The organism is Streptomyces sp. NRRL WC-3618, assembly GCF_001280005.1.
In the GTDB taxonomy this organism is placed as follows: Bacteria; Actinomycetota; Actinomycetes; order Streptomycetales; family Streptomycetaceae; genus Streptomyces.
This window is the reverse complement of record NZ_LGDW01000371.1, coordinates 40,024-60,060: the sequence shown is the minus strand read 5'-3', so window position 1 is coordinate 60,060 and position 20,037 is coordinate 40,024. Positions and strand designations below refer to the sequence as shown.

General features: G+C 68.0%; 16 protein-coding genes, 1 tRNA gene and 1 pseudogene. 7 read left to right on the top strand and 11 right to left on the bottom strand.

The window, feature by feature from the left end; genetic code table 11:
- Positions 1–128 precede the first annotated feature (128 nt).
- The gene (locus tag ADL01_RS26860) at positions 129–4,445 is read right to left on the bottom strand and encodes a sacsin N-terminal ATP-binding-like domain-containing protein (protein WP_234354804.1); all 4,317 of its coding nucleotides are present in this window, start codon (positions 4,443–4,445) and stop codon (positions 129–131) included.
- 612 nt (positions 4,446–5,057) lie between these two features.
- Between ADL01_RS26860 and ADL01_RS26855 the strand changes: the two genes are divergently transcribed.
- The gene (locus ADL01_RS26855; RefSeq protein WP_053744604.1) at positions 5,058–6,494 is read left to right on the top strand and encodes a hypothetical protein; all 1,437 of its coding nucleotides are present in this window, start codon (positions 5,058–5,060) and stop codon (positions 6,492–6,494) included.
- Positions 6,495–6,558: 64 nt separating this feature from the next.
- Here the strand turns inward: ADL01_RS26855 and ADL01_RS26850 are convergent, their stop codons facing one another.
- The 3 genes from ADL01_RS26850 to ADL01_RS26840 form a co-directional block, all read right to left on the bottom strand.
- On the bottom strand, positions 6,559–7,647 hold the full coding sequence (locus ADL01_RS26850) for a tyrosine-type recombinase/integrase (protein ID WP_053744596.1): 1,089 nt from the start codon (positions 7,645–7,647) through the stop codon (positions 6,559–6,561).
- A 60-nt stretch (positions 7,648–7,707) separates the two neighbouring features.
- Positions 7,708–7,914 carry a helix-turn-helix domain-containing protein gene (locus ADL01_RS26845; protein ID WP_053744595.1) on the bottom strand — a complete coding sequence of 69 codons (207 nt, stop codon included), beginning with the start codon at positions 7,912–7,914 and terminating at the stop codon, positions 7,708–7,710.
- A gap of 276 nt (positions 7,915–8,190) precedes the next feature.
- Positions 8,191–8,754 (bottom strand): tyrosine-type recombinase/integrase, encoded by a 564-nt coding sequence (locus tag ADL01_RS26840; protein ID WP_078960777.1) that lies wholly within the window; start codon positions 8,752–8,754, stop codon positions 8,191–8,193.
- A gap of 296 nt (positions 8,755–9,050) precedes the next feature.
- Here ADL01_RS26840 and ADL01_RS44900 point away from each other — a divergent pair.
- Positions 9,051–9,130, top strand: a tRNA-Arg gene (locus ADL01_RS44900).
- 77 nt (positions 9,131–9,207) lie between these two features.
- Here ADL01_RS44900 and ADL01_RS26835 read toward each other — a convergent pair.
- The 4 genes from ADL01_RS26835 to ADL01_RS44895 form a co-directional block, all read right to left on the bottom strand.
- Complete coding sequence (locus ADL01_RS26835) at positions 9,208–10,722, bottom strand: tyrosine-type recombinase/integrase (RefSeq protein WP_078960776.1); 1,515 nt, start codon at positions 10,720–10,722, stop codon at positions 9,208–9,210.
- Positions 10,719–10,919 carry a helix-turn-helix transcriptional regulator gene (locus tag ADL01_RS26830; protein ID WP_053744593.1) on the bottom strand — a complete coding sequence of 67 codons (201 nt, stop codon included), beginning with the start codon at positions 10,917–10,919 and terminating at the stop codon, positions 10,719–10,721. The genes ADL01_RS26835 and ADL01_RS26830 overlap by 4 nt, the downstream gene beginning before the upstream one ends.
- Positions 10,920–11,387: 468 nt before the next feature.
- Entirely contained in the window at positions 11,388–12,137 is a 750-nt protein-coding gene (locus tag ADL01_RS42610; protein ID WP_078960775.1) for a CNNM domain-containing protein, read from the bottom strand.
- Between the two features lie 3 nt (positions 12,138–12,140).
- Entirely contained in the window at positions 12,141–12,338 is a 198-nt protein-coding gene (locus ADL01_RS44895) for a hypothetical protein (RefSeq protein WP_159049636.1), read from the bottom strand.
- A 300-nt stretch (positions 12,339–12,638) separates the two neighbouring features.
- On the opposite strand from ADL01_RS44895, the gene lgt reads away from it, so the two are divergent.
- Positions 12,639–13,523 (top strand): prolipoprotein diacylglyceryl transferase, encoded by an 885-nt coding sequence (gene lgt / locus ADL01_RS26820; protein WP_053744592.1) that lies wholly within the window; start codon positions 12,639–12,641, stop codon positions 13,521–13,523.
- A 689-nt stretch (positions 13,524–14,212) separates the two neighbouring features.
- Here the strand turns inward: lgt and ADL01_RS26815 are convergent.
- Positions 14,213–14,398 (bottom strand): annotated as a pseudogene (locus tag ADL01_RS26815) (SAM-dependent methyltransferase); the annotation flags it as partial.
- 42 nt (positions 14,399–14,440) lie between these two features.
- Here ADL01_RS26815 and ADL01_RS47890 point away from each other — a divergent pair.
- Both ADL01_RS47890 and ADL01_RS45490 read left to right on the top strand, forming a co-directional pair.
- On the top strand, positions 14,441–14,524 hold the full coding sequence (locus tag ADL01_RS47890) for a three-helix bundle dimerization domain-containing protein (RefSeq protein WP_420719740.1): 84 nt from the start codon (positions 14,441–14,443) through the stop codon (positions 14,522–14,524).
- Positions 14,525–14,581: 57 nt separating this feature from the next.
- On the top strand, positions 14,582–15,013 hold the full coding sequence (locus ADL01_RS45490) for a GIY-YIG nuclease family protein (protein ID WP_053744590.1): 432 nt from the start codon (positions 14,582–14,584) through the stop codon (positions 15,011–15,013).
- Here ADL01_RS45490 and ADL01_RS26805 read toward each other — a convergent pair.
- The gene (locus tag ADL01_RS26805) at positions 15,003–16,757 is read right to left on the bottom strand and encodes a copper resistance protein CopC (protein ID WP_199834934.1); all 1,755 of its coding nucleotides are present in this window, start codon (positions 16,755–16,757) and stop codon (positions 15,003–15,005) included. The two genes, ADL01_RS45490 and ADL01_RS26805, sit on opposite strands and share 11 nt — an antisense overlap.
- Positions 16,758–16,937: 180 nt before the next feature.
- Positions 16,938–17,063, bottom strand: a complete 126-nt coding sequence (locus tag ADL01_RS47310) for a hypothetical protein (RefSeq protein WP_267889943.1) — start codon at positions 17,061–17,063, stop codon at positions 16,938–16,940.
- 229 nt (positions 17,064–17,292) lie between these two features.
- Here ADL01_RS47310 and ADL01_RS26800 point away from each other — a divergent pair, with 229 nt between their 5' ends.
- Positions 17,293–18,978, top strand: a complete 1,686-nt coding sequence (locus tag ADL01_RS26800; RefSeq protein ID WP_107091003.1) for a chloride channel protein — start codon at positions 17,293–17,295, stop codon at positions 18,976–18,978.
- A 293-nt stretch (positions 18,979–19,271) separates the two neighbouring features.
- The gene (locus tag ADL01_RS26795) at positions 19,272–20,018 is read left to right on the top strand and encodes a DUF4142 domain-containing protein (protein ID WP_053744588.1); all 747 of its coding nucleotides are present in this window, start codon (positions 19,272–19,274) and stop codon (positions 20,016–20,018) included.
- Positions 20,019–20,037: the final 19 nt, after the last annotated feature.

Genomic DNA, 20,037 nt, shown 5'->3' with positions numbered 1-20,037 from the left:
AACAGGACCCTAGACAAGTCCCATCGTTGCAGGTCAGGAGCACTCTCCGCTTATTTGATCAAGCCTCGGACACCCCACCTCGTGAAAGCGCGAGGCTAGAGTGCCAAAAGAGCGTCACGCCCGACGGTCTAGCTCTCCTCCTCGAATCGGTACACGAGGCTCTGCGCGTCTTTGATACCCGTGACCGTCACGTTGGTGCTCGGACGGCATGTCAACTGTTGGAGCGGCTGAGGAATGATGCGCACGGAGACAGGGGCGGTTCCGGCTTCCAGCCCAGAGACGACAACCAGGAAGAAGTCGTCGCTCTCTCCCGCTCGCTGGAACTCTGCGGGTGTCAGCTGCACCATGTCGGGTTCGGCGCCCCCATACGCCTTGAGTTCATAGAACCGTGCCAGGGCGTCCACGGCGTCGGCTCCCAGTCCGTGCTGGGCCCGCAGGTCACGTAGCCAGCTGTCGTCCCCGGCCAGTGCCTTGCGCACGACATCCAGCGCCACCTTCTCCTGCCCCACGGCCGTGTATGTGCGCGGTGATGTGTACTGCTGGGGGATCGCTGCCCCAGCTCGAGGCTGCGGCAGTCCGGGCGCCCCCGTGGGTGTCCCGCTCGGTCGGACGATGCCTGTATCAGGGGACTTCGGCGGCGTGATGTCGCCGCCTGGTTTGACGAGCCGGAGGCCACGGGGGTCGACGAGCCTTCGCGAGGATGTTGGCTGTTCCGCCAGTGGGGCTGGAGGCACCGTCACCGGCAGAGGGATCCTAGGGACAAGCGGGCGGGCCACCGGCGTGCGTGGAATTCCGGACGTTGCACCGGTCTGAACTCCGACCTCGGTACGGCGTTGATCCGCCTCGTGTCCCAGTTCCCTGAGCCGTCGGTCGCGTTCGGCCTCGGCGGCTTCGCGGCCGCGACGCACCTGGTCGTCCGCAAGGCTCAGCTGCACGGCCGTGCGGCCCTTCTCGGCCTGGTCGCAGGCGGCTCCCCAGGCGAGGGCAACCTCGCGGTGGCTTCCTGGAAACCGGGCGGAGATCGATCGGCCAGCTCCGGACGGGCGTGTCAGGACAGCCGCATCTCGGACATACAGGGTGCCCGAGGACCAGTCGATGCCAGCGTCCACGAGGATGTGCACTGTCTCGCCCGTGTCAGGAAGATCGACACGGCATGCCAGGTGAGGAGCGATGCGTACGGTCAGGTCCGCCAGCTCGTCCCAGGAACAGTCCAGAGACTGGGCCACATTCGCGGCGTTGCGCTGCAGGTCCTCGCGGAGGTGCGTGACAGCAGATCGGACCAGCGCGGTCGCGTCTGCGTCCAGTGGAACCGGGTGCGGGGTGTACACGGTGGTGTGCTTTGCAGCGAGTTCGGTGATACGGAGGGCTCCGATCAGTGGTCGGAACTGCTCCAGTTCGGCTCCCGGCCGCCACACGGCGCGTTCACGGCCCAGGGCCTCGGCGACCACTGGGTCCCCTGTGGTGTAGACGGGCCGTTTACTCAGCCAGCCCTTGCTCGTCGAGAGGGGGAGCCGTCCCAGTCGCTTGGCCGTCAATTCGCCTGGCTCGCTGCGGGCCAGGGCTGAGAGCATCTGCAGAGTTTGCAGGACGATGGACTGGGTCGCGCCGTCCGGTTCGTCGCGCCGTTCCTTCCGGTCCAGCTGTGCCAACTCCTTGATCACGGCCGCCGCGTTGTCCACTGTCGGACGACGAACGTTCAGCGACTGCCAGAATTCGTTGCTGCCCGTGAACGTGGGAGCGAACGCGCGGAGCGGCCCGAAGAGTGGGGTGCCGCGCAGACACTGGTCGGGGCTGCGCCAGCCCGAGTCCGTGAGGACGAGGCCCTCGCCTTCGTGGAACGCTTGGACGACAGCTCCGACGGACATCCCTCCGGAGGCATCCAAGTCACGGCCGGCGACCCGCTCCGCCAGGGCCTCGTACAGAATCAGCGCAGCGGGTACGTCGCTGTCGCCGCCGCCCTCCTTCTGTCGGCGCAGGCGTTGCAGACACTCCACGAGGTCTTTGGTTCGGGCTTCCGCAGAAATGTCCAGAGCACGGAGCACGTCACTGCGCTTGCCGACCAAGCGTTGGATATCCGGATGGAGGAACCGCGCGTCGTCGGCCCCGTACACAGCGACGGTGCCGGTGGTGCGCATGCGCAAGCGGGTGGAGGGAGACAACGTGCCGTTCCCGTCGTCCAGCCATGGTGTGTCGCGCAGTTGCCACAGCCAGAAGGCTGCGGTCCTGCCCCGGTCCTGCCAGACGTAGTAGTCGTGGACGGCGGCGACCTCGTCATGGTCGGAGAAGCGGCTCCAGGCCCGTCCGAGGACGTGGACCAGTGCAGCTGCCCTACGTCTACGGCGCTGAGGATCCGGCTCCGTCGCGATGTCGGAGGCAACCGCATGCAGGTCGGGGCTGTCGTAGTCGTCGAGGGTATAGGTCGCATCCAGGAGTCGGAGGGCGCGCTCGCGCGCTTTGGGACCCGAATTGACCTGCGCGGGCAGGCCCTTGGGGCTCTGAGCGAAGCGCTCCCACGCTCGCGGATGCTGACGCAGCCGGGGTGCGGTTTCTGCTCCCAGAAGGCGCAGGAACTTCCGGGCACCCATCCCAGTCCCGCCGCGTTGCAGAACCTCGGAGTACCGGGGCCGCAGCCACACCGGCCCGGCCGCCCGGCCGGCAGCGAAGGCGAAGCTCTCCTCCCGCTCCGAGCTGTCCAGACGGACCGGGAGGTACGCCTGTGCGGGAGCGATATCGATCTCCTCGCGCTCTCCTGCCGGGTTGTACCGGTGCCCCTGGAGCCGGATGGCGCGTCCCACGTCTCGACCTAGACCCTCACGCTCCCGCTCGGGCACGCGAGCGAAACCATCCCGCACCTCGCTGAGCTGGTCGTCCGTCAGACTCAGCGCGTGTGGGCTGCCGCCTCCTACGGCGCCGATGGCGGCGAGACGCCGAATCACGGCCAACGAATCCGCGTCTGTCAGCAGGGCCTCCCGTTTACGGAGCCATTCGTTCACCGCCCGCGCCTCGTCGGTGTCCGCAAGGAACGCCTGATGGATCTCCCGGGAGAAGCCGAGACTGGCCCCAAGGCCCTGCGGGGTGTCGGTGAACACCGCCGGCTCTGCGCGCCCGGGCACTCGGTGCCGGGCTCCGGAGCTGTCCACGAGCCACCGGCTCGACAGCAACCGGGAGGACGCGTTTGCGGCAATTCCCGCCGCGGCGAGGAGGACGGTCGCCTGCGGTGACCGCGTCTCGTCGTCGAGGAGGCCAAGCGCGTCGTACAAGTCCACCGTCCTGGGGACCGCGCCGTCGTGCTCCTCCCAGTCCGACAGCACCTCACGCCACCGGCCGTCCTCGTCCCTTGCCGCCCCAGGCAGGACGGCAGCCCGCTCCGCCACGCGGTAGATCTCCTCTTCGGTGACGACGCCGACAAGTGTCTCGTCCTCCACCGCCAGATCCTCCAAGGCGAGTGGCCACTGCCCCTCGATGTCCAGGGCGAGACTGCGGGACACCTGCGTCCTGGCGCGGTCGAGTAGCAGCCGTTCCAGTTCGGCAACCGGACCACGGGAGTCACGCGCATCCCGAGGCAGCGGCACGGCGAGCCACGTCCGTGACGGATCCCGCAGGAACTGCCGCAGGACGGCGGCCGTCCACAGGTCGGCCACCAGTTCGTTCAGTGCGCGGTTCCACGGCGTGTCGTCGAGGGCCTGACGGCTGGCGATCGGATCGAACTGGGCGCTCACGCAGAGGGCCAGACCAATGTCCTCAACGGGCAGCCCGGCGTAGACCCGTCCACGGTCATTGGACCCCATCGGAAGGGCTACGGCGAGTGTGGTGGTAGTTCCGACGGCCTTGTGGGCCCGTGTGACTCCGGGCGGGCTGGGAACAGTCGTACGGCACACCAGCCACCGGGAACCGTCCCCGGCGTGCGCCTCACCGGCTTCCACCTCGACGCTCCACCCGCCGACCTCGGCCTCGAACGTCTCGCCGGCCTCCCGGTCGAGCGCCAGCCGGTGCCGGACAGCGCCCTGCTCGTCCAGGAGCGTGACGCTGCCGACGCTGTCGAGGAAGAGCAGCGCGCTGTCGGCCCACTCTGCGAGCCACGTCTCCACCTCGTCCGTGCTCAGCACACCGGAGTCCAAAGGAACCCGCAGAACCGTCCAGGCGTCTCCCGCGAACCAGCCGGGCACCTGGAATGGTTGGGCCAGCGAGATGTCGGGATCGCCGATGCGGACCCGATAGTGCCCGCAACGCACCTCCAGATACGGGGAGAGGGACTGGAGTGTCATCAGTCCGATCCCGAACCTGCCCGTTGATTCGGCCTTCTCCGCCTTGCTGGTCAACCACGGCATCGCCAGTGCCAGCACATCTGGCAGTTGGACCGGGCTGCCGTTGTGAGCGACGAGGAGTTCTTGTTCCCTCGCCAGAATGCGTACATCGGTTGCGCCGAGGTCCTCCGCATTCTGCACGATCTCCGACAGGCCCTGAAGACGGTCGGTCGACAGGTTGCCTGCGTGATCCCGTGTACGTCCGAGTACGTGCCTTACCTGACCGGGCAGTTCCGCGAACCGGGTCCCCAGGCGCCGAACCGCCGCTTCGGTCGCCGCATCGCCTTCCGGTTCCGGTACAACACCCCCCTCCGGCATGCCCTCCCGGGAAAAGAGCTCATCGGCAGATGTCACCGCTTTCTCCACCGCGGTCATCAGATGTACCGCATGCCCCGTGCCCATCCCCGCCCCCGCTTGCCTCGACACTCCCCCGCGACACAGCGTAATGAGCCCGGCGCTATCAGCGCATACCGAACAAAGCAATTGGCGCCGTACATCCGAACCCGGGCATCGCAAGGTAGCGATCCAAGGGCATGGCGGCACGCGACCACAAGGAGAGCGTCCGCTGACGCTGTGGAGGCAACAGGAAACTGGATAACCCGGCCGGGTCCGCCCCAGAAGCACGACCCACTTGCTCGCTCTTGCCGGGACACCCAGACGGGCGGCACGGGCGGGCCGCTCACCGTCTTGCCGCATACCATGATGAACCTTCACATTCTGAGTCGAGCGGAGTCGCGAGTTGTGAAGTACGCCTTGACGGAGGCGCAGGCCGCCATGCTTCGAGAGATCGCGGCTGCTTCCGGTGCCTTGACTGTTCCGCCCGCCGGCATTCACACGGCTTCGGCACTGGAGAAGCGCGGGCTGATCAAGAGGACCTGGCGTGGCAGCGGGCACATCGCGGTAGTCACAGCGGACGGCCGCTACTACCTCAAGCACGGCAAGCATCCTCAGGAGGTACAGGCAGCGAAGAAGCGTTTGGAAACGGACGCCGGTCAAGCCGCGCGAGCCCCTGCCGATGGAGCCCAGCTCATCTCCCGGCTGCGATCCGCCTCAGGGAAGATCACTCTTTCTGATCCCGCGCCACAGACCCGAGGGCGGTGGCGGGCGGCTTACTACGACGCGCTCCACCACGGTCACGTGCCGGAGGGGCACAAACTCCGCTGGTCCGGTCGGCAACGCGGCGACTGCGTCTTCACGTTGGTCGACGAGGTAGCCGAGAGGGCAGCTCAGCCTCCTCCAGTACCGGCCATTGAAGTACCCGAGAGCCTGGATCGCCCTCACCGGTTGGTCCGCGCGACGCGCAAAGCGCTCGGCAGGTCGCAGATCGTGGTCGACACGCGTGGCAGACCCGAGGTCATCCCCATGTACGTGTCACGCCCGCTCGCCGACCGCGCCCTGCGGATCATGCACGCGCTCCTTACCGAAGCCGAGAACCGCGGCTACACCGTGGAGGCCCAGACCGACCTCCAACACGGTGATGCCGTGCACACACTGGCCATCGTCATCGACGGCAGGGCGTTCCCGCTCGTCCTCACGGAACGGACGGCCAAAGTCCCGCACGAACCGACCACACAGGAGATCCGCCAGCAGCAGCGCAATCCCTGGACGCGTCTACCCAAATACGACGAGAAGTTCAACGGGCGCCTCGCCCTCGGCGCGCCCGCCGGATCCTGGTACCAGCATTCGTACTCGTACAGCGACGGGGCTCGCTGGACAGTGGAGTCCCGGCTGGGGCACCTGCTACAGAATCTCGAACACCGCGCGGCGGAAGCCGAGCGCCAACAGCACGAGAAGGAACTCCGTGAAGCAGAGCAACGGCGCCGGTGGTACGCAGCCGTTGCGCAGGCGCGCGAGCAGCAGGTCGAGCAGCACCGGGCGACTGTTCTGATCGAGCAGGTACGGGCGTGGAAGCAAGCCGTGGAGATCCGTGCTTTCTGCCAGGCGGCCAGCGCCCGAGCCGACGACGCGTCTGTTCCGGCGGACGAGCTGGAATGGCTGAAATGGGCTGAGACATATGCGGCACAGCTCGACCCGCTTCGGGGTCCGTTGCGCGCTCCGCCGGATCCGCCGGCCAGTCGCGAAGCCCTGCGCGACCTGCTGAAGGTCGATGCCTACTCCCACACCTGGCCGTTCAACACCGAAGGCCGCTGGACGCTCCCCGAGGACACTCCGGCTGACCAACGCCCGTGACCCTGGCATCCCTACACGCGCAAACGCCTTCGCCCTGTCCTCTTCGGACAGGGTGAAAGAACGTTCATGCCGCGATGGTCAGCGGAGCGTCCAAGCGTTCCCAGGCACCGAGGACGGCCTTGTGCGCGTCCGGTTGCAGGTGGGCGTAGCGCTGGGTGGTCTGGAAACTTTCGTGACCGAGGAGGTGCTGGACCTCGTAGAGCGAGACTCCCTTCTGGACCAGCCACGAGGCGCAGGTGTGGCGCATGGAGTGCGGCGGGTAGTGCGGCACGAGGCGCTGCTCGCCGTCATCGTCGAAGTAGTGGGCGCCTTCGACGGTGGGCCACCATGTCTGCCGGCGCCAGTTGCCGTCGTCGAGGAGGCGTCCGGCACGGCCCTTGGTGATCGTGGTGAACACCACGGCGTCCCGGTCGAGCCGACGGATATGGCGTTCGAGGACCTCCAGGACATGGGGCGGCAGCGGGACTTCCCTGCGGCTCTTGGAGCTCTTGGGATATTCCTTGATACCGCTCTTGGTGTTGACCTCCACTACGAACAGGCGCGAGCGGCGCTGGTCGATGCGATGGCGGTGCAATCCGGAAAGTTCACCCCAGCGCAGTCCGGTGTAGAAGCCGAGCAGACACATCGTCCGCCACGCGGTGGGCAGTTCGTCGAGCATGCTCTGCGCCTGATCGAGCGTGAACCACTGCGGCGGCTTGACCGCGATCGTAGGCAGGTCGATGCTGCGGCAAGGGCTCAACGCGATCACGTCGTCGTCGACGGCCGCGCGCAGGATAGAGGACGTCAGGTCGTAGGCACGCCCGATGGCGGCAGCCCCTGCACCCTTCTCGACCAGGGCGCGGATCCAACTCTGGACGTCCATACGGGTGATGGCCCGCATCTCCCAGTCAGCCCAGTAGGGCAGCACATGGTTCTTGATGTTGGAGGCATCGCCGCGCAGCGTATGGGGTTCGACGATGCGGGCGTTCCACCAGCGGTCGTGCCACTCGCGGAACAACATTTCGCCGACCCGCGGATCCCGCAGTCCCCCTCGGGCGAACTGGGTCTCCAGCTCGATACCCCAGGCACGTGCCTGCGCCTTGAGGGGAAAGGACTCGCTGAACCGGTCTCCTGCCCGGTTGCGTACGGTCGCCTGCCACTTGCCTGACTTCAACTTACGGAGGTACGAGGCACTACTCCTTGTTCAACGATGACGGGGCCGCAACGACCAGAGTCAGCGGCGGGCTGCCGGCGGTACGACCGTGCGGCGGCTGATGAATTCGTCGAGACCGGCAGCCGGGACCCGCACGCGGGAGCGCCCGGGACCGGTACGGAGGTCGATTACGGGCAAGTCGCCGGCGGCGATGAAGCGGTAGACAGTTCGGCGGTCGACGTCCAGGGCAGCAGCGACGGCGGGGATGGACAGCAGGCGGGCAGGCATGGGTTGGTCCTTGATGGTGAGGTAGAGGCGCCCGGCGCGGTCGGCAGCCGGTCCAGGGGCGAACCCATTCAGCTCCGTCGGGGCAGTGGGACCGAGCCACGGAGCGTGGGTAACTCAGTTGAGGCGCCGATTGGGTGCGGTTCGGCAACGCTCATGAACGAAAAACTGTGGCACCCGCGCTCGGGCGTCTGCCAGAACGCGGAGCGAGAACTACTACTTGGGCACGTCCGGAAGGGCCAACATCGCGGCCAAGTGGTGCGGGGCTATTTTCGGCATCTACGCGCGGGCGCAGTGCGGATAGCGCAGTGCAAGCCACGTCGGAGTCTTGCCGGCCCACTCCGCAACCGTGACCGGGGAGATGCCCGCCGTCAGCCACTTCACCAGGCAGGAATCACGGAGGATAGTGATGGGCTCCCCCAGGCGCCACCAGTACAGCTCGTCCCGTGGCAGCACGGCCTCCTGGGCCTGCTCCCAGATCTGCTTGTAGTCGGGCGCCGTGAGCGGCTTGCCTCGCGTACTGGGAAACAGCAGGTCGTTTTCCTGCAGACCAGCGTCACTGATCCACTCACGGAGGAACTCGACGAACTGCGGCTGGAGGGGTATTTCCCTCGCCTTCCCATTGCGACGGGCCGTCAACTTACCCTCGTCGCCCTCGGGGAGCGTCACGTCACTCACACGCAGCACGCGAGCCTCACGCGGGAGCAGAGCCTGCTCGGCCACGGTGCGCATGAAGGGGTGCACCGAACGATTGGAATCGGCGTTTCCGTGAATCGACTTGAGTAGCGATCGAACCTGCTCCGGAGAAAGTATCCATTCTTCTTCCATGACTTCGACGTCCACGGCTTTGAGCTCCTCAGCGAAAGTGACTGAATGCAGCACGCGGGGATCAGCGCGACACGTTCAATGGTCTGTGGAATCGCCGGTTTGGCTAACCGGCGATCGTCGGCTATGTTGCCCCCGGCTCCCCGCTCCCTGCGCCGAGATGCGTGCAGGGGCAGAGGGCGTCATCGCGCTTCTCCGGACCGCTCTAGGTTTGCTTGCTTCGCCGCGCTATTCCAGTCCGTTCCGCACTTAACGTGTCTGCCGTCGGCGAATCAGCACGACGCCAGCAGCAGGGGGGAGCGCCACGATCAGCAGGCTCACCCTGGCAGCCGCCACCGAAGAACAGAGCAAGCATCTTCTAAGCGCTTGGCCGCAGGTTCGAGTCCTGCCGGGGGCGCCCTACCCACATCGTCTTTCCGCCCTCCCTCTGGGAGGGCGTTTTTGCTGGTCAGAGGCGTGTTAGCGGGCACGCTATCTCGGTGCCCCAAGGCCGGGCCGACTCCCTGGTGGCGAGGGCGGCAGTCCGGTCGGGACCGGTTCGGCACGGCTCTTGGCAGGTGTTCTTCCCGAAAACTTCCCGAAGTTCTGGGTTCGGTCTCTCTGCTCAGGAGAGACCGGCGGGAGCCGCTGAGGACCTTCGATGCGTTCCTGGAGCGCGGCGAGCTGGCCGGTGATGCACCGGGCATACGTAGCAAGAAGGACCGGCACGCTGTTGCCGGCCCAATCGGCGGCCTGGGCCGGCGGGACGCCGTTATTCAGCCAGGTGGTCAGGCAGGTGTGCCGCAGGTCGTACACGCGCTTGCCTGTCGGCGAGTTGCACTCGTGCTCGGGCAGGACGGCCACACGGGCCTTGTTCCAGGCACGCCGGAAGACCGACCCGGCCAGCAGGCCGCCTTTCTCCCCGGGGAAGAAGAGGTCGCCGGGCTTCAGGCCGTCCGCCTTGATCAGGTCTCGCAGGGTGGCGACCAGAGCAGGGTGGGCGGGGACGACGCGGGTGTCGCCTTCGGCGCGACCCTTGAGGTGGCGGGTCTCGTGGACCTGACCGTCGTCGGTCCACTGACTGCCGACCTCGGGCTCGGCGGTGTGGACGAGCAGTTGCCCCCAGCTCTCAGCGGGCAGCATGGCATCGCCGACCCGCAGCGCGACGGCCTCCTCAGGGCGCAGACCCGCGTAGTAGAGCGTGGCGAAGAACGCGTGGAGTCGGTGGCCGGTGCGAGGACGGTCGCCGATCCAGACGAGGAGCGCGGCGACTTGGCCAGGGTTGAGCAGGGACCGCTTGTCGACGGCCTCGGCGACCTTGGGTGCTGTGTCCTCGTCCTTGCCTGTGGGCAGCGGGTTGTCGGTGAGGATTTTCTGGCGGACGGCGTACTTGATCGCCACGTTGAGGATCCGCCGCTCACGTCTGACCGAGCTGGCAGCGGCCGGAGTGCCGTCCAGAAGCGTGTCGAGCGCTCGCAGGACGGCGTCGAGGTGCTTGGTGTCCTCCCAGGCCGTCATGGGCAGGGAGTTGCGGCCGACCCAGGACAGGATCGTGCGGACCTCAGGTGGGGCCTCGTCGCGCCTCAGCTTGTTGAAGGCGTACTCGCGCAGGGCCCGGCGCACGTCGACCGGGTCGAAGCGGTCTGGGAGTTCGACGCGCAGGAGGGCGAGCGTGGCCTTGGTGAGTGCCTTGGCGGTGTTCTTCCGGTTGTTCGCCGAGATGCGGGGCCACTTCGCGTCGATGTACTGGAGGGCGAACTCGTACCAGGTGAGCTCGGCCGCCGGCGCGACCTGGGAGACCGGCAGTCCGGTGTCCGAGTCGAAGGGTTCGCCGTTGTTGGCGGCGACGAGCAGTGTCGCGCGAAACGACTCCGAGAGTGCCCTCGTCTCGAAGCTACGGCCTCGGCGGTTGCCGTTGACGGACCAACGAACGGTGTAGGTGGTCTTGCGCTTCCCCTTGTAGACCTCCGTGTCGTAGAAGCGGACCTTGAAGGACCGACTGCTCACGCGTGGTCCTCGCAGTCGGTCAGCCAGTTCTCGTAGTCACTGCGGCGGATGCGCAGGGCGCCGTTGGGGATGCGTATGCAGCGCGGGGCTCGGCCCTTCTTGCGCCAGTCGTAGAACGTGGAGCGGGAAATGCGGAGGTCGGCACAGAACTCGTCGACCGTGAGCTTGTCGGTGGGGCGGCGGGGCGGGGACGTCAAACGGTGTTCCTTGGACAGAGGGCGGGGAGTCCTGCGCTTGCGCCAGGTGGGTACGAAAAGGCAGGCGGAACTGCAGAATTACGAGCCCGCAGCGGCGTAGATCCGCGAGCAGGCTCGATCTCGATCGGCACCACAACTGTCCGGAGAATCGCCGGTTTGGCCAACCGGCGATCCGCTGCTATGTTCCGCGCCTGCCCGACAGGCCCCCTCCCCTGCCCAGGGACGGCGTATCGCCGTACAGGAGGATGCGGCGGGCGCACCACCGCAGCATTCCTGGCGCCCTGCTTCGTCCTGCCGACTTCCTGCACTATGTCGCCAACTGGCGATCTGGGCTTGCCGTTTATGAACCCGCACACGATTTGTTCACCGTGGGCTATAGGCTTTCTCGGCGAAATGTTGGACTTGTACGGAGCGGACGAATCCTCCATGTGCCAGAGCCGAGGAAAGGAAACCCTCGCGAAGTGCCCCTCACGGTAAAGGCGTCGGCGCCCGTTCCTCTGCCCCGCGCGGGCGTGAGGCCGGTGAACCGCTCAGGCACTCCTCCAACTCGTCGAGCGCCTGCCTCGCCTTGGCGATAGGGGCGTGCAGTACCGCGCGATCGGGATCGTCGGGTGCCGCAGGCGGACCGGCCTCCCGTTCCTCCATTTCCCGGGCTTCCTCCAGTGAGGTGAGTACGACGCCGACGAGGACGTTGACCAGGACGAAGGAGGAGAGGAGGACGTAGGAGGCGTGGTAGAGGATGCTCCAGCGGGAGATCTCCAGGCCGCCGCGGACCGCGTCGCCGAGGCCGTCCAGGGTCATGAGGAGGAAGAGGGTGAGTACCGCGCGGCCGATGGAGCCGTAGTGCTCGGGGTCGTCGTCCGCGAAGAAGGCCCAGCCGACCACGGCGTACACGTACAGCAGCAGCGCGAGCACGAAGGCGACCGGGTGCACCAGGCCCTCCGGGAGGTGGACCGCGTCAAAGGCGGGTTCCAGCAGGTGCGCGATGGCCAGTTCGGCGACCGCGCCGAGCACGAGCGAGGAGGCGGTGATGCCGAGCTGGGCCGTCGCCATCATCGCGGGCAGGTACTGAAGACCCCACAGGGCCATGCGGGCCCGCTTGTTGCCTTCCTGGGCGCGCGGCTCGATCTGGCTGCGGCGCACGGAGATCAGGGCGAACTCGCCGCCGACGAAGAAGGCGTTGGTCAGCAGGGTCAGGGCTCCGATGGTGAGCTGCAAGGGTCATCGAGCCTCCTCCGCGACCTGGACGGGTCGTGCGTCGGCCGGTGCGACGATGCGGACGCGGTCGGCGTGGTGCCGGCACTCGTCGCGGCGCTGAGCACTCTCGTGGCCCTCGCGGCTCTGCTGCGGACAGCGGTACGTGAGCGCAGTGGCCCGCCGACCGCTGAGCGGGTGGAGCAGGCCCGGCTGTCCTGGCATCAGGCTCTGTCAGACCGGGGGATCGTGCCCCACCTGCGTCGACACGTCACCGAGGACCCATCCCCCAGTACGGCGGAGAGGTATCCCACCCCCACGGGCACTCGTCCCACCGACCGCCCCGCCCGCTAGCCCTCCCCAAGGACAGGACTCCATGTTCGGACTGAGTGAATTGGCCGTCATCCTCATCGTCGTCATAGCCGTCCTCGCCGCCACCCTGATATTTCGGTGTCCGAATGTATTGTCGGGCCGGTCTTCCCCCGGCCCCGCGGCTGGCATCGCACATGTAGAACGGTCGAGCTCATGAATCTGGCGTATCTGCCCAGCCCGTCCCAGGGCGTGTGGCACCTCGGACCGGTGCCCATCCGCGCGTACGCGCTGTGCATCCTGGCAGGCATCTTCACTGCCGTGTGGCTGACCGGCCGCCGCTGGGAGGCAAGGGGTGGCCGCCGGGAGGACATAGCGGACATCGCGATCTGGGCGGTGCCGTTCGGGGTGCTCGGCGGACGCCTCTACCACGTGATCACCGACCCGGAGTTGTACTTCACCGCCGGCAAGCAGCCCATCCGCGCCCTGTACATCTGGGACGGCGGCCTGGGCATCCCCGGCGCAGTCGCGCTCGGCGCGGTGGGCGCCTGGCTGGGCTGCCGCCGCCGCGGCATCAAGCTCGCCGACTTCGCCGACGCCGTCGCGCCTGGCCTGGTGCTGGCGCAGGCGATCGGCCGTTGGGGCAACTACTTCAACCAGGAGCTGTACGGCCGCCCCACCGATCTGCCGTGGGCGCTGTACATCGACCCCGTGAACCGACCCGCCGACAGCCCGGACATCGCCCTGTACCACCCCACCTTCCTGTACGAGTCGCTGTGGAACCTGGGCGTGATGGCGCTACTCCTGTTCCTCGACCGCCGCGGGCACCACCGGCTGCGCAGGGGCCGGCTGTTCGCCTGCTACGTCCTCGCCTACACCGCCGGGCGGGCCTGGATCGAGGCACTGCGCATCGACCACGCCAACCACTTCCTGGGCCTGCGGCTGAACGACTGGGTTTCCCTGGTGCTGTTCACCGGCGCGCTGGTGTACCTGATCGTCACCCGCCGTCCTCGCCCGGGCGACGACGCACCGTACCCGGGCGAGGAGGGTGAAGAAGGGGTGCCGGAGCCCGCCCAGGCATCCGGCAAGAAGCGGTCGTGACGGCCGTCCCGGACGCAGAGGCATCACGGGCCGCGGCCGAGCGGCCGTACACGGGATGGCGCATCGGCCCGCTACTGCCCCCGGCTGCGGCGGGTCACGCGGCCCCGGCTGTGGGTGGAGCCGACCTTCGCCGCGCTGCTCTACTGGGCCCACGCCCTCACCCGCAACGCCGTGCCTTGATTCATGCGCTGTTGAGCTGTCCACGGGATATTGTCCGGCGCCATGTCGCTCTCAGGATGGATGTTGCACTTCACGCGCCGGGACCTACCACGGCCGCGTGATGAGACGCCGTTCATCCGGGAGTTCAGCGAGCTGTTCGCCGACCTTGATCAACGGTTGGACGAACGGGGCGTACCCGAGGGGCAGCCGTTTCTGATCAGCCCGGCGGGCGCGTACGACATTGCGTTGAACCGCTGCTTTTCCGTCTGGCTCGCGTCTTCCCTTTGGAACACACAGGCCGCGCATGCCCGAGACCTGCGGACCTACTTCGACTTCCTGTGGACTGCACGGGGAGGGTGCGGTTGGCGCGACGCGACCATGGACGATCGGGCCGCGTACGAGTGGTGGCATCGACGGGACGAGCACGGACCCCGCGTGGAGGACGGGACCTGGGATCGAGAGGTCTCCACGGTCAACCAGTTCTACCTGTGGGCGATCGAGCAGGACCTCGTACGGGCGAACCCGATCCGCCGCTCATGCAGGAGCGCGGTCGCGATTCCCCTGCCCGCGCCGATATCGGCGGCGCGGGCACCTTTCAACGAACGGCACAGGAACTCCTCGACGAAGTCGAAGAGAACCGGAGGGTACGAAGGGCGGCTTGCCTCGTACTCCAGCACGTCACCGAGTACCTCAAGACCTCGCACGGCGACACCCACACACCGACGAGATCGAGGCCGCGATCGCCATAGCCTGCGCCCCTGGATACCGTGCCCGTTCGCAGCTATGCGCCCGTGCTCGTGGAACGCAGGGCCCGCCGCGTCCTGTGCGAGCACACCGGCTGAACGCCCGCGCCACCTGAAACCCGGACAGACCGGTTCGGTCCGGCCTAGGGTGCGTCCATGCTCGACGACGTCATCGTCCGGCAGGCCGAAACCGACCTGCTCTCCGCGCCACACACCCTGGACACCGCGATCACCGACCTGCCCACCACGGCGGGCCTGTATGCCTGGTGGGCACCGGCCGAAGTGCTGGCCTCCTTCTCCGGTACAGCCAACTCCGGCCGCCCCAAGAGGCGGCTTCTCTACCTGGGCAAGGCCAAGCGGCTGCGGTCCCGCATCGTCTCCAACCACCTGAGGGACTCCGGCCGCTCCGCCCTGCGCCGCACCCTGGCCGGACTGCTGATGTCCACCGAGGGCTACCGCACCGCCTGGACCGACCGTGTCGTCCTGGTCGGCGAGGACGAGCAGCGCCTCACGTGCCAGTCAGCCGCTGGCGGCTCGGCGACCGCCTTCGCTCCGGGCTGTGGTCCCCGCCCGGATCTCATGGGGTGATTTTCACGGTCTTGGACACGGTGACCTGGTCGATGTCGGAGACGCGCACCGTGGCCCGCATCGTCCAGATCCCGGCGAGCGGGAGATTGAGGCTGTCGCTGCCCCAGTAGCCGCGCTGGTCGACGATTTCGGCGTCGAGCGGGCCGACGCGCTGCGCGGACTGGGTGAAGGTGAGACGCAGTTCGGGGACAGCGATCAGGCTTCCGTCGGCGCCGAAGACCACGGCCTCCACCACGTTGCGGCCGACCCGGCCCGGTTCCAGGGTGACCTGCACCTTGCCGCTCCCGGCAGGGGCACCCGTGTCGAAAGGGACCACCGCGAGGGTTACGTTCGACCGCCCGACGGCTGTGGAGGCCGCTGCGGACTCGGCGGCGGCCCGCCCCGGCCGACTGCCCGTCAGCACAGTGGTGACCGCGAGCACCACGACGCCGATCACCACCTCGGCCAGCACGGACCTGCGCAGGCCGCGCCGCTGGGCCTCCGGGCTGGGCTCGGCAGTGCTGCACCCAGCGGCAGGCTCCGTCGTGAGGTCGGACGGAGAGCTCTGGTCTCCAACGCCCACGGCGACAAGTACCGGTTTCACCTGGGGCACCCGCAGTAGCCCTCTTGTCCAGTTGCGCGAGTGCGACGCCGCCAACAGCATGAGTGCCACGGCTGCGATCTTCAGGGCGAGCGTCCTGCCGTAGGGGGTGGTGAACGCCTCCCAGGAGCCGAGTCCGCGCCAGGACTGGTAGACACCGGTGGCTGCCAACACGGCCACCGAGGCGAGCGCGAGCCGGGAGAAACGTGCCACCGCGGCGGGCGGGAGCGAGTCGTCGGCCGGTGCCCGGAACAGCGCCATCAGCAGCGCGGTCAGCCCACCGAGCCACACGGACATGGCGAGCAGGTGCAGCACGGCGGAGACCATCGCCACAGGCACCTGGATCCCCGCGGAAGCGTGCTCGGCCGCCGCCCAGGTCCCGGCAAGGCCGAGGCAGAGGGCGACGCCCGCCGCCACCATGCCCCGGCCGGCTTTCCACTCGGACCGGCCGCGCCTGAGGAGCAGGGCCACCAACAAGAGCAGAGCCAGGCGGACCAGTAGTGCGATGCCCGGTCGGCTGTCCACCGTGCTCCGCAGCAGTCCCGGATCGAACACTCCGGCCGGTCCGTCCCCGCTCGCGTACGGCCCGCGTACCAGCAGCAGCGCAACCGTCGACAACGCCAGCGCCCACCACCCGGCCGCAAGCGGCCCGCGCACCACACGTACGGCCGTGGCCCCGGGCCGGCACACCAGGACGAACACGGCGCTGCCGATCAACAGGGCCAGGCCCCCATAGGCAACGTAGCGGCCGATGCCATAGAGGGTGTCGACGGCCGGATCCACGGCCGGCTCGGCAGCGACCTCGGCGCGGGTCTGCGAGGGCGCTCCGACGGAGAAGGTGAAGGCACCGGACACGGCGTGGCTGTCCTCCGACAGCACTCTCCAGGAGACGGTGTACGTGCCCTCCTGCAGGTCGCCGGTCAACGGCACGCGCGCGGTGTCCGCCTGGCCGTCCGCGTGCTCGGGGTCGCCCGCGGTCACCGGGCGGCTGTCCGGGTCGAGGACGCGCACCGAGCCCTCGGCGAGGGCGACGGACTCGGTGAAGGAGACCGTCACCCACTTCGGCGCTGTCTTCAGCACCATGCCCGCGCTCGGGTCGCTGCCGGTCAGCACCGCGTGTGCCGAGGCCGGTGTCGCGACGCCGAGCAGGACACCGGCCAGCATGGCGGCCACCACCAGCAGTGTCCTGCCCACGCGCCCGCCCCGCTGCGCCTGTCGTCGTTCCACGTCATGTCTCCGGGTCGGCTCTTGGATGTCGGAGGCGTTCGGACACGTGCGGACGTATCCGAACGCCGTGCTGACCTGGGGGCCGTGCTCCGGCCGCGCGGACAGCACACGGGCAGGTCAGATACCGGAGAAGGCCCGGTGCCCGGCCGGTGGCCACCCCACGCCGCCCAGCACGAGCAGCTCGGCATCCGGCAGCTGCCGGTCCCGGACCACCACGCTCTCAAGGGGGTACGGAAGCGTCATCAGCCACGTTCACCACATCGCGAAAGTTTTGCATCATGCAAAAAATTCAGGGCGCTCGCGGCGCACCTTCCCCGCTCTCGCATATTTTGCATCATGCAAACATAAGGGAAGGGAAGCGATGAGTGCCATCCGTACGGCCGAGAACAGGCAGCCCGCGACAGCGACCTCGATGAGGCGCTTCGCACCCGCACGGGCATACGTGGGCATGCGCCCCACATCGTGGGCGCTGATGGCCCTCGCGACGATCGTCGGCGCCGGGGCCGACGCGGGCTCCGTGGTCTTCCGCTGGTGCATCCAGACGTTCACACGCCTTTTCTCCGGCCACGCGGACTACGCGGCATCCCCCGGCTCAGGCCATCCGCGCCTGCCATGGCTGGGCCCATACTTCGTTCTTCTCGCCCCCGTGCTGGGCGGTCTGCTGTACGGGCCGCTGGTGAACCGGTTCGCCAGAGAGGCGCGCGGACACGGAGTTCCCGAAGTAATGCTGGCCGTCGCCCAGCGCGGCGGGCGGATCAGTCCCAAGGTCGCGGTCGTCAAGACGCTTGCCTCTGCCCTGACCATCGGCTCCGGAGGTTCCGTCGGACGCGAGGGCCCGATCGTGCAGATCGGCTCGGCGCTCGGCTCGACACTGGGCCGCGTCGCCACGGTCACCGAGGGTCAGATGAAGCTGCTGGTCGCGTGCGGTGCGGCAGGCGGCATCGCCGCCACCTTCAACGCTCCGCTCGCCGGAGTGTTCTTCGCCCTGGAACTGATCCTGGGCTCCTTCTCCACGGAGGCGTTCGGCGCCACGGTGCTGGCCAGTGTCACCGCCGGCGTGATCGGCCGCGCCGCCTTCGGCGACGTGGCCTTTCTGGACCTGCCGGACTTCCATGTCGATCATCTCGCCCAGTACGGACTGTTCGCCGTCCTGGGCGTCGTCGCCGCCGTGGTCGGGGTCGGCTTCTCGCGGTTCCTGTACTGGGTCGAGGACGCCTGCGACTGGGTCTGGCGCGGGCCGGAGTGGCTGCGCCCGGCGGTCGGCGGACTGGCACTCGGTCTCGTGCTCCTGGTTCTGCCGGAGATGTACGGCGTCGGCTATCCGGTGCTGGAGAAGGCCACCGAGGGTGGGTACGCCATCGCCTTCCTGCTGCTGTTGCTGGTGGGCAAGATGGTGGCGACCAGCCTGACGATCGGCATCGGCGGCTCGGGCGGGGTCTTCGCGCCCAGCCTGTTCATCGGGGCGACGCTCGGAGCGGCGTACGGCATCGGCGTACATGACCTGCTGCCGGGCACGGCCGGGGCGGTGGGCGCCTACGCGCTGGTCGCCATGGGCGCCGTCTTCGCGGGCGCGGCCCGCGCGCCGATCACCGCCGTGGTGATCCTCTTCGAGCTGACCGGCGAGTACTCGATCATCCTCCCGTTGATGCTGGCGATCGCGCTCGCCACGACAGTCAGCCGCCTGCTGTCACGCGACACCATCTACACGCTCAAGTTGCGCCGACGCGGGGTCGACCTCGATGGTCCCGCCCCCGGGGCCCGGATCGGCGCCCAGCGCGTCGGCGCCGTCATGGAGCCCCTCCCCTCGCCCCTGCCGTCGTCCATCGGACTGTCCGAAGCAGCCCACCTGCTGAGCCTGTCCGGGCATGGCGCGCTCCCCGTGGTGGACGAAGCCGGGCACTACGTCGGCGTCATCAGCGCCCAGTCAGTCGCCGAGGCCCTCTCGGAGCAACCGGAAACCGCGCCCACCCGGGTCGCACAGCTCACCGAGCCACCCGCACCCGTGACGGTGGACCAGTCCCTCGCCCAGGCTCTCCACACTCTGCTCTCGGCCGCAGGCACCGGAGTGCCCGTACTCGACAACGAGCACGGCCGACCAGTCGGCTGGCTCAGCCACCAGAGCGCGCTGCGCGCCGCGCATACAGCGTCATCCGCGTAGTCACGCGCCACACGCGCGGGAATCGCGGATGGTCGGCCGGGCCGACATCCGCCCTGCCCGGGCACGGTCGGGCGACATCAAGACGAAATTCACTGTCGAAGCACGATCCGTTCCGCACCGTCTGGACCCACACGTTCCGGCGAGACGGCGCGCTCACCTCGCCGCCAGCGCCAAAGAGCTCAACGTGTGATGCACATCACATCGCACACTGCAAAATTTACCTAGTGCAATGAAGATTCCCCTCCTCGCGCCCGTACCCCCTGACACACAGCTCGCTCACGTCAGGAGTCTCCATGCCCATCTCACTCAACAAGTTGGGAAGCGTCTTCGTGTTCGGGGCGCTGGGTCTGACCCTCACCGCCCTCGCCTATCCCGCCATGCTCGGCATAGAGAACGCCACGACGAACACCTCTCGGATCATCACCAACACCCAGTACGGGCCGCTGACCGAGGCCGACCGCGACTTCGTGGTCAAGGTGCGCGCGGCCGGACTGTGGGAGTACCCCTTGGGAGAAATGACGATGCAGCGGGGCACCACCCCGGAAATGAGGGAAGCCGGCAAGCACCTGATCGTCGGCCACGCCGGGCTCGACGACATGTGCCGGAAGATCGCCCCCGAGCTGAACGTCACCCTGCCGAACCTGGCGAGCCCGCAGCAGCAGCAGTTCGTGGCGACGGTGGACTCCAAGAGCGGCAGGGAGTTCGACTCCACCGCTGTCGCCATCATGCGAGTCACCCACGGCCAGATCTTCCCGACCATCGCCAAGATCCGCGCCAGCACCCAGAACACCCTGGTCCGCCGGCTCGCCGACCTGGCCAACGACACCGTCCTGGACCACATCACCGTGCTGGAGAACACCGGCCTGGTCAACATCGACCAGGTCAACTTCCAGCAGACCACCCCGCCCAAGCTCCCCAAGGACCAGGTCACCCCGCCGGCGCCCCAGCCCGGCTCCCCCATCGTCGTCCTCACACCGCGCCCGGACCTCAACGTCCGGACCAGTGCCCCGACACCCGCTCCCAGCCCGACCGCCGGATGATCGGCGAGGGGGCGGCCGG

What these genes read in the sequence shown, in the direction of transcription:
- ADL01_RS26845 (WP_053744595.1), bottom strand. Translation starts at nt 7,914, where the DNA reads ATGCCTGCCCGCCTGCTGTCCATCCCCGCCGTCGCTGCTGCCCTGGAC.
- ADL01_RS44895 (WP_159049636.1), bottom strand. Translation starts at nt 12,338, where the DNA reads ATGCCAGGACAGCCGGGCCTGCTCCACCCGCTCAGCGGTCGGCGGGCC.
- lgt (WP_053744592.1), top strand. Translation starts at nt 12,639, where the DNA reads ATGAATCTGGCGTATCTGCCCAGCCCGTCCCAGGGCGTGTGGCACCTC.
- ADL01_RS45490 (WP_053744590.1), top strand. Translation starts at nt 14,582, where the DNA reads ATGCTCGACGACGTCATCGTCCGGCAGGCCGAAACCGACCTGCTCTCC.
- ADL01_RS26805 (WP_199834934.1), bottom strand. Translation starts at nt 16,757, where the DNA reads ATGCTGGCCGGTGTCCTGCTCGGCGTCGCGACACCGGCCTCGGCACAC.
- ADL01_RS47310 (WP_267889943.1), bottom strand. Translation starts at nt 17,063, where the DNA reads ATGACGCTTCCGTACCCCCTTGAGAGCGTGGTGGTCCGGGACCGGCAG.
- ADL01_RS26800 (WP_107091003.1), top strand. Translation starts at nt 17,293, where the DNA reads ATGGCCCTCGCGACGATCGTCGGCGCCGGGGCCGACGCGGGCTCCGTG.
- ADL01_RS26795 (WP_053744588.1), top strand. Translation starts at nt 19,272, where the DNA reads ATGCCCATCTCACTCAACAAGTTGGGAAGCGTCTTCGTGTTCGGGGCG.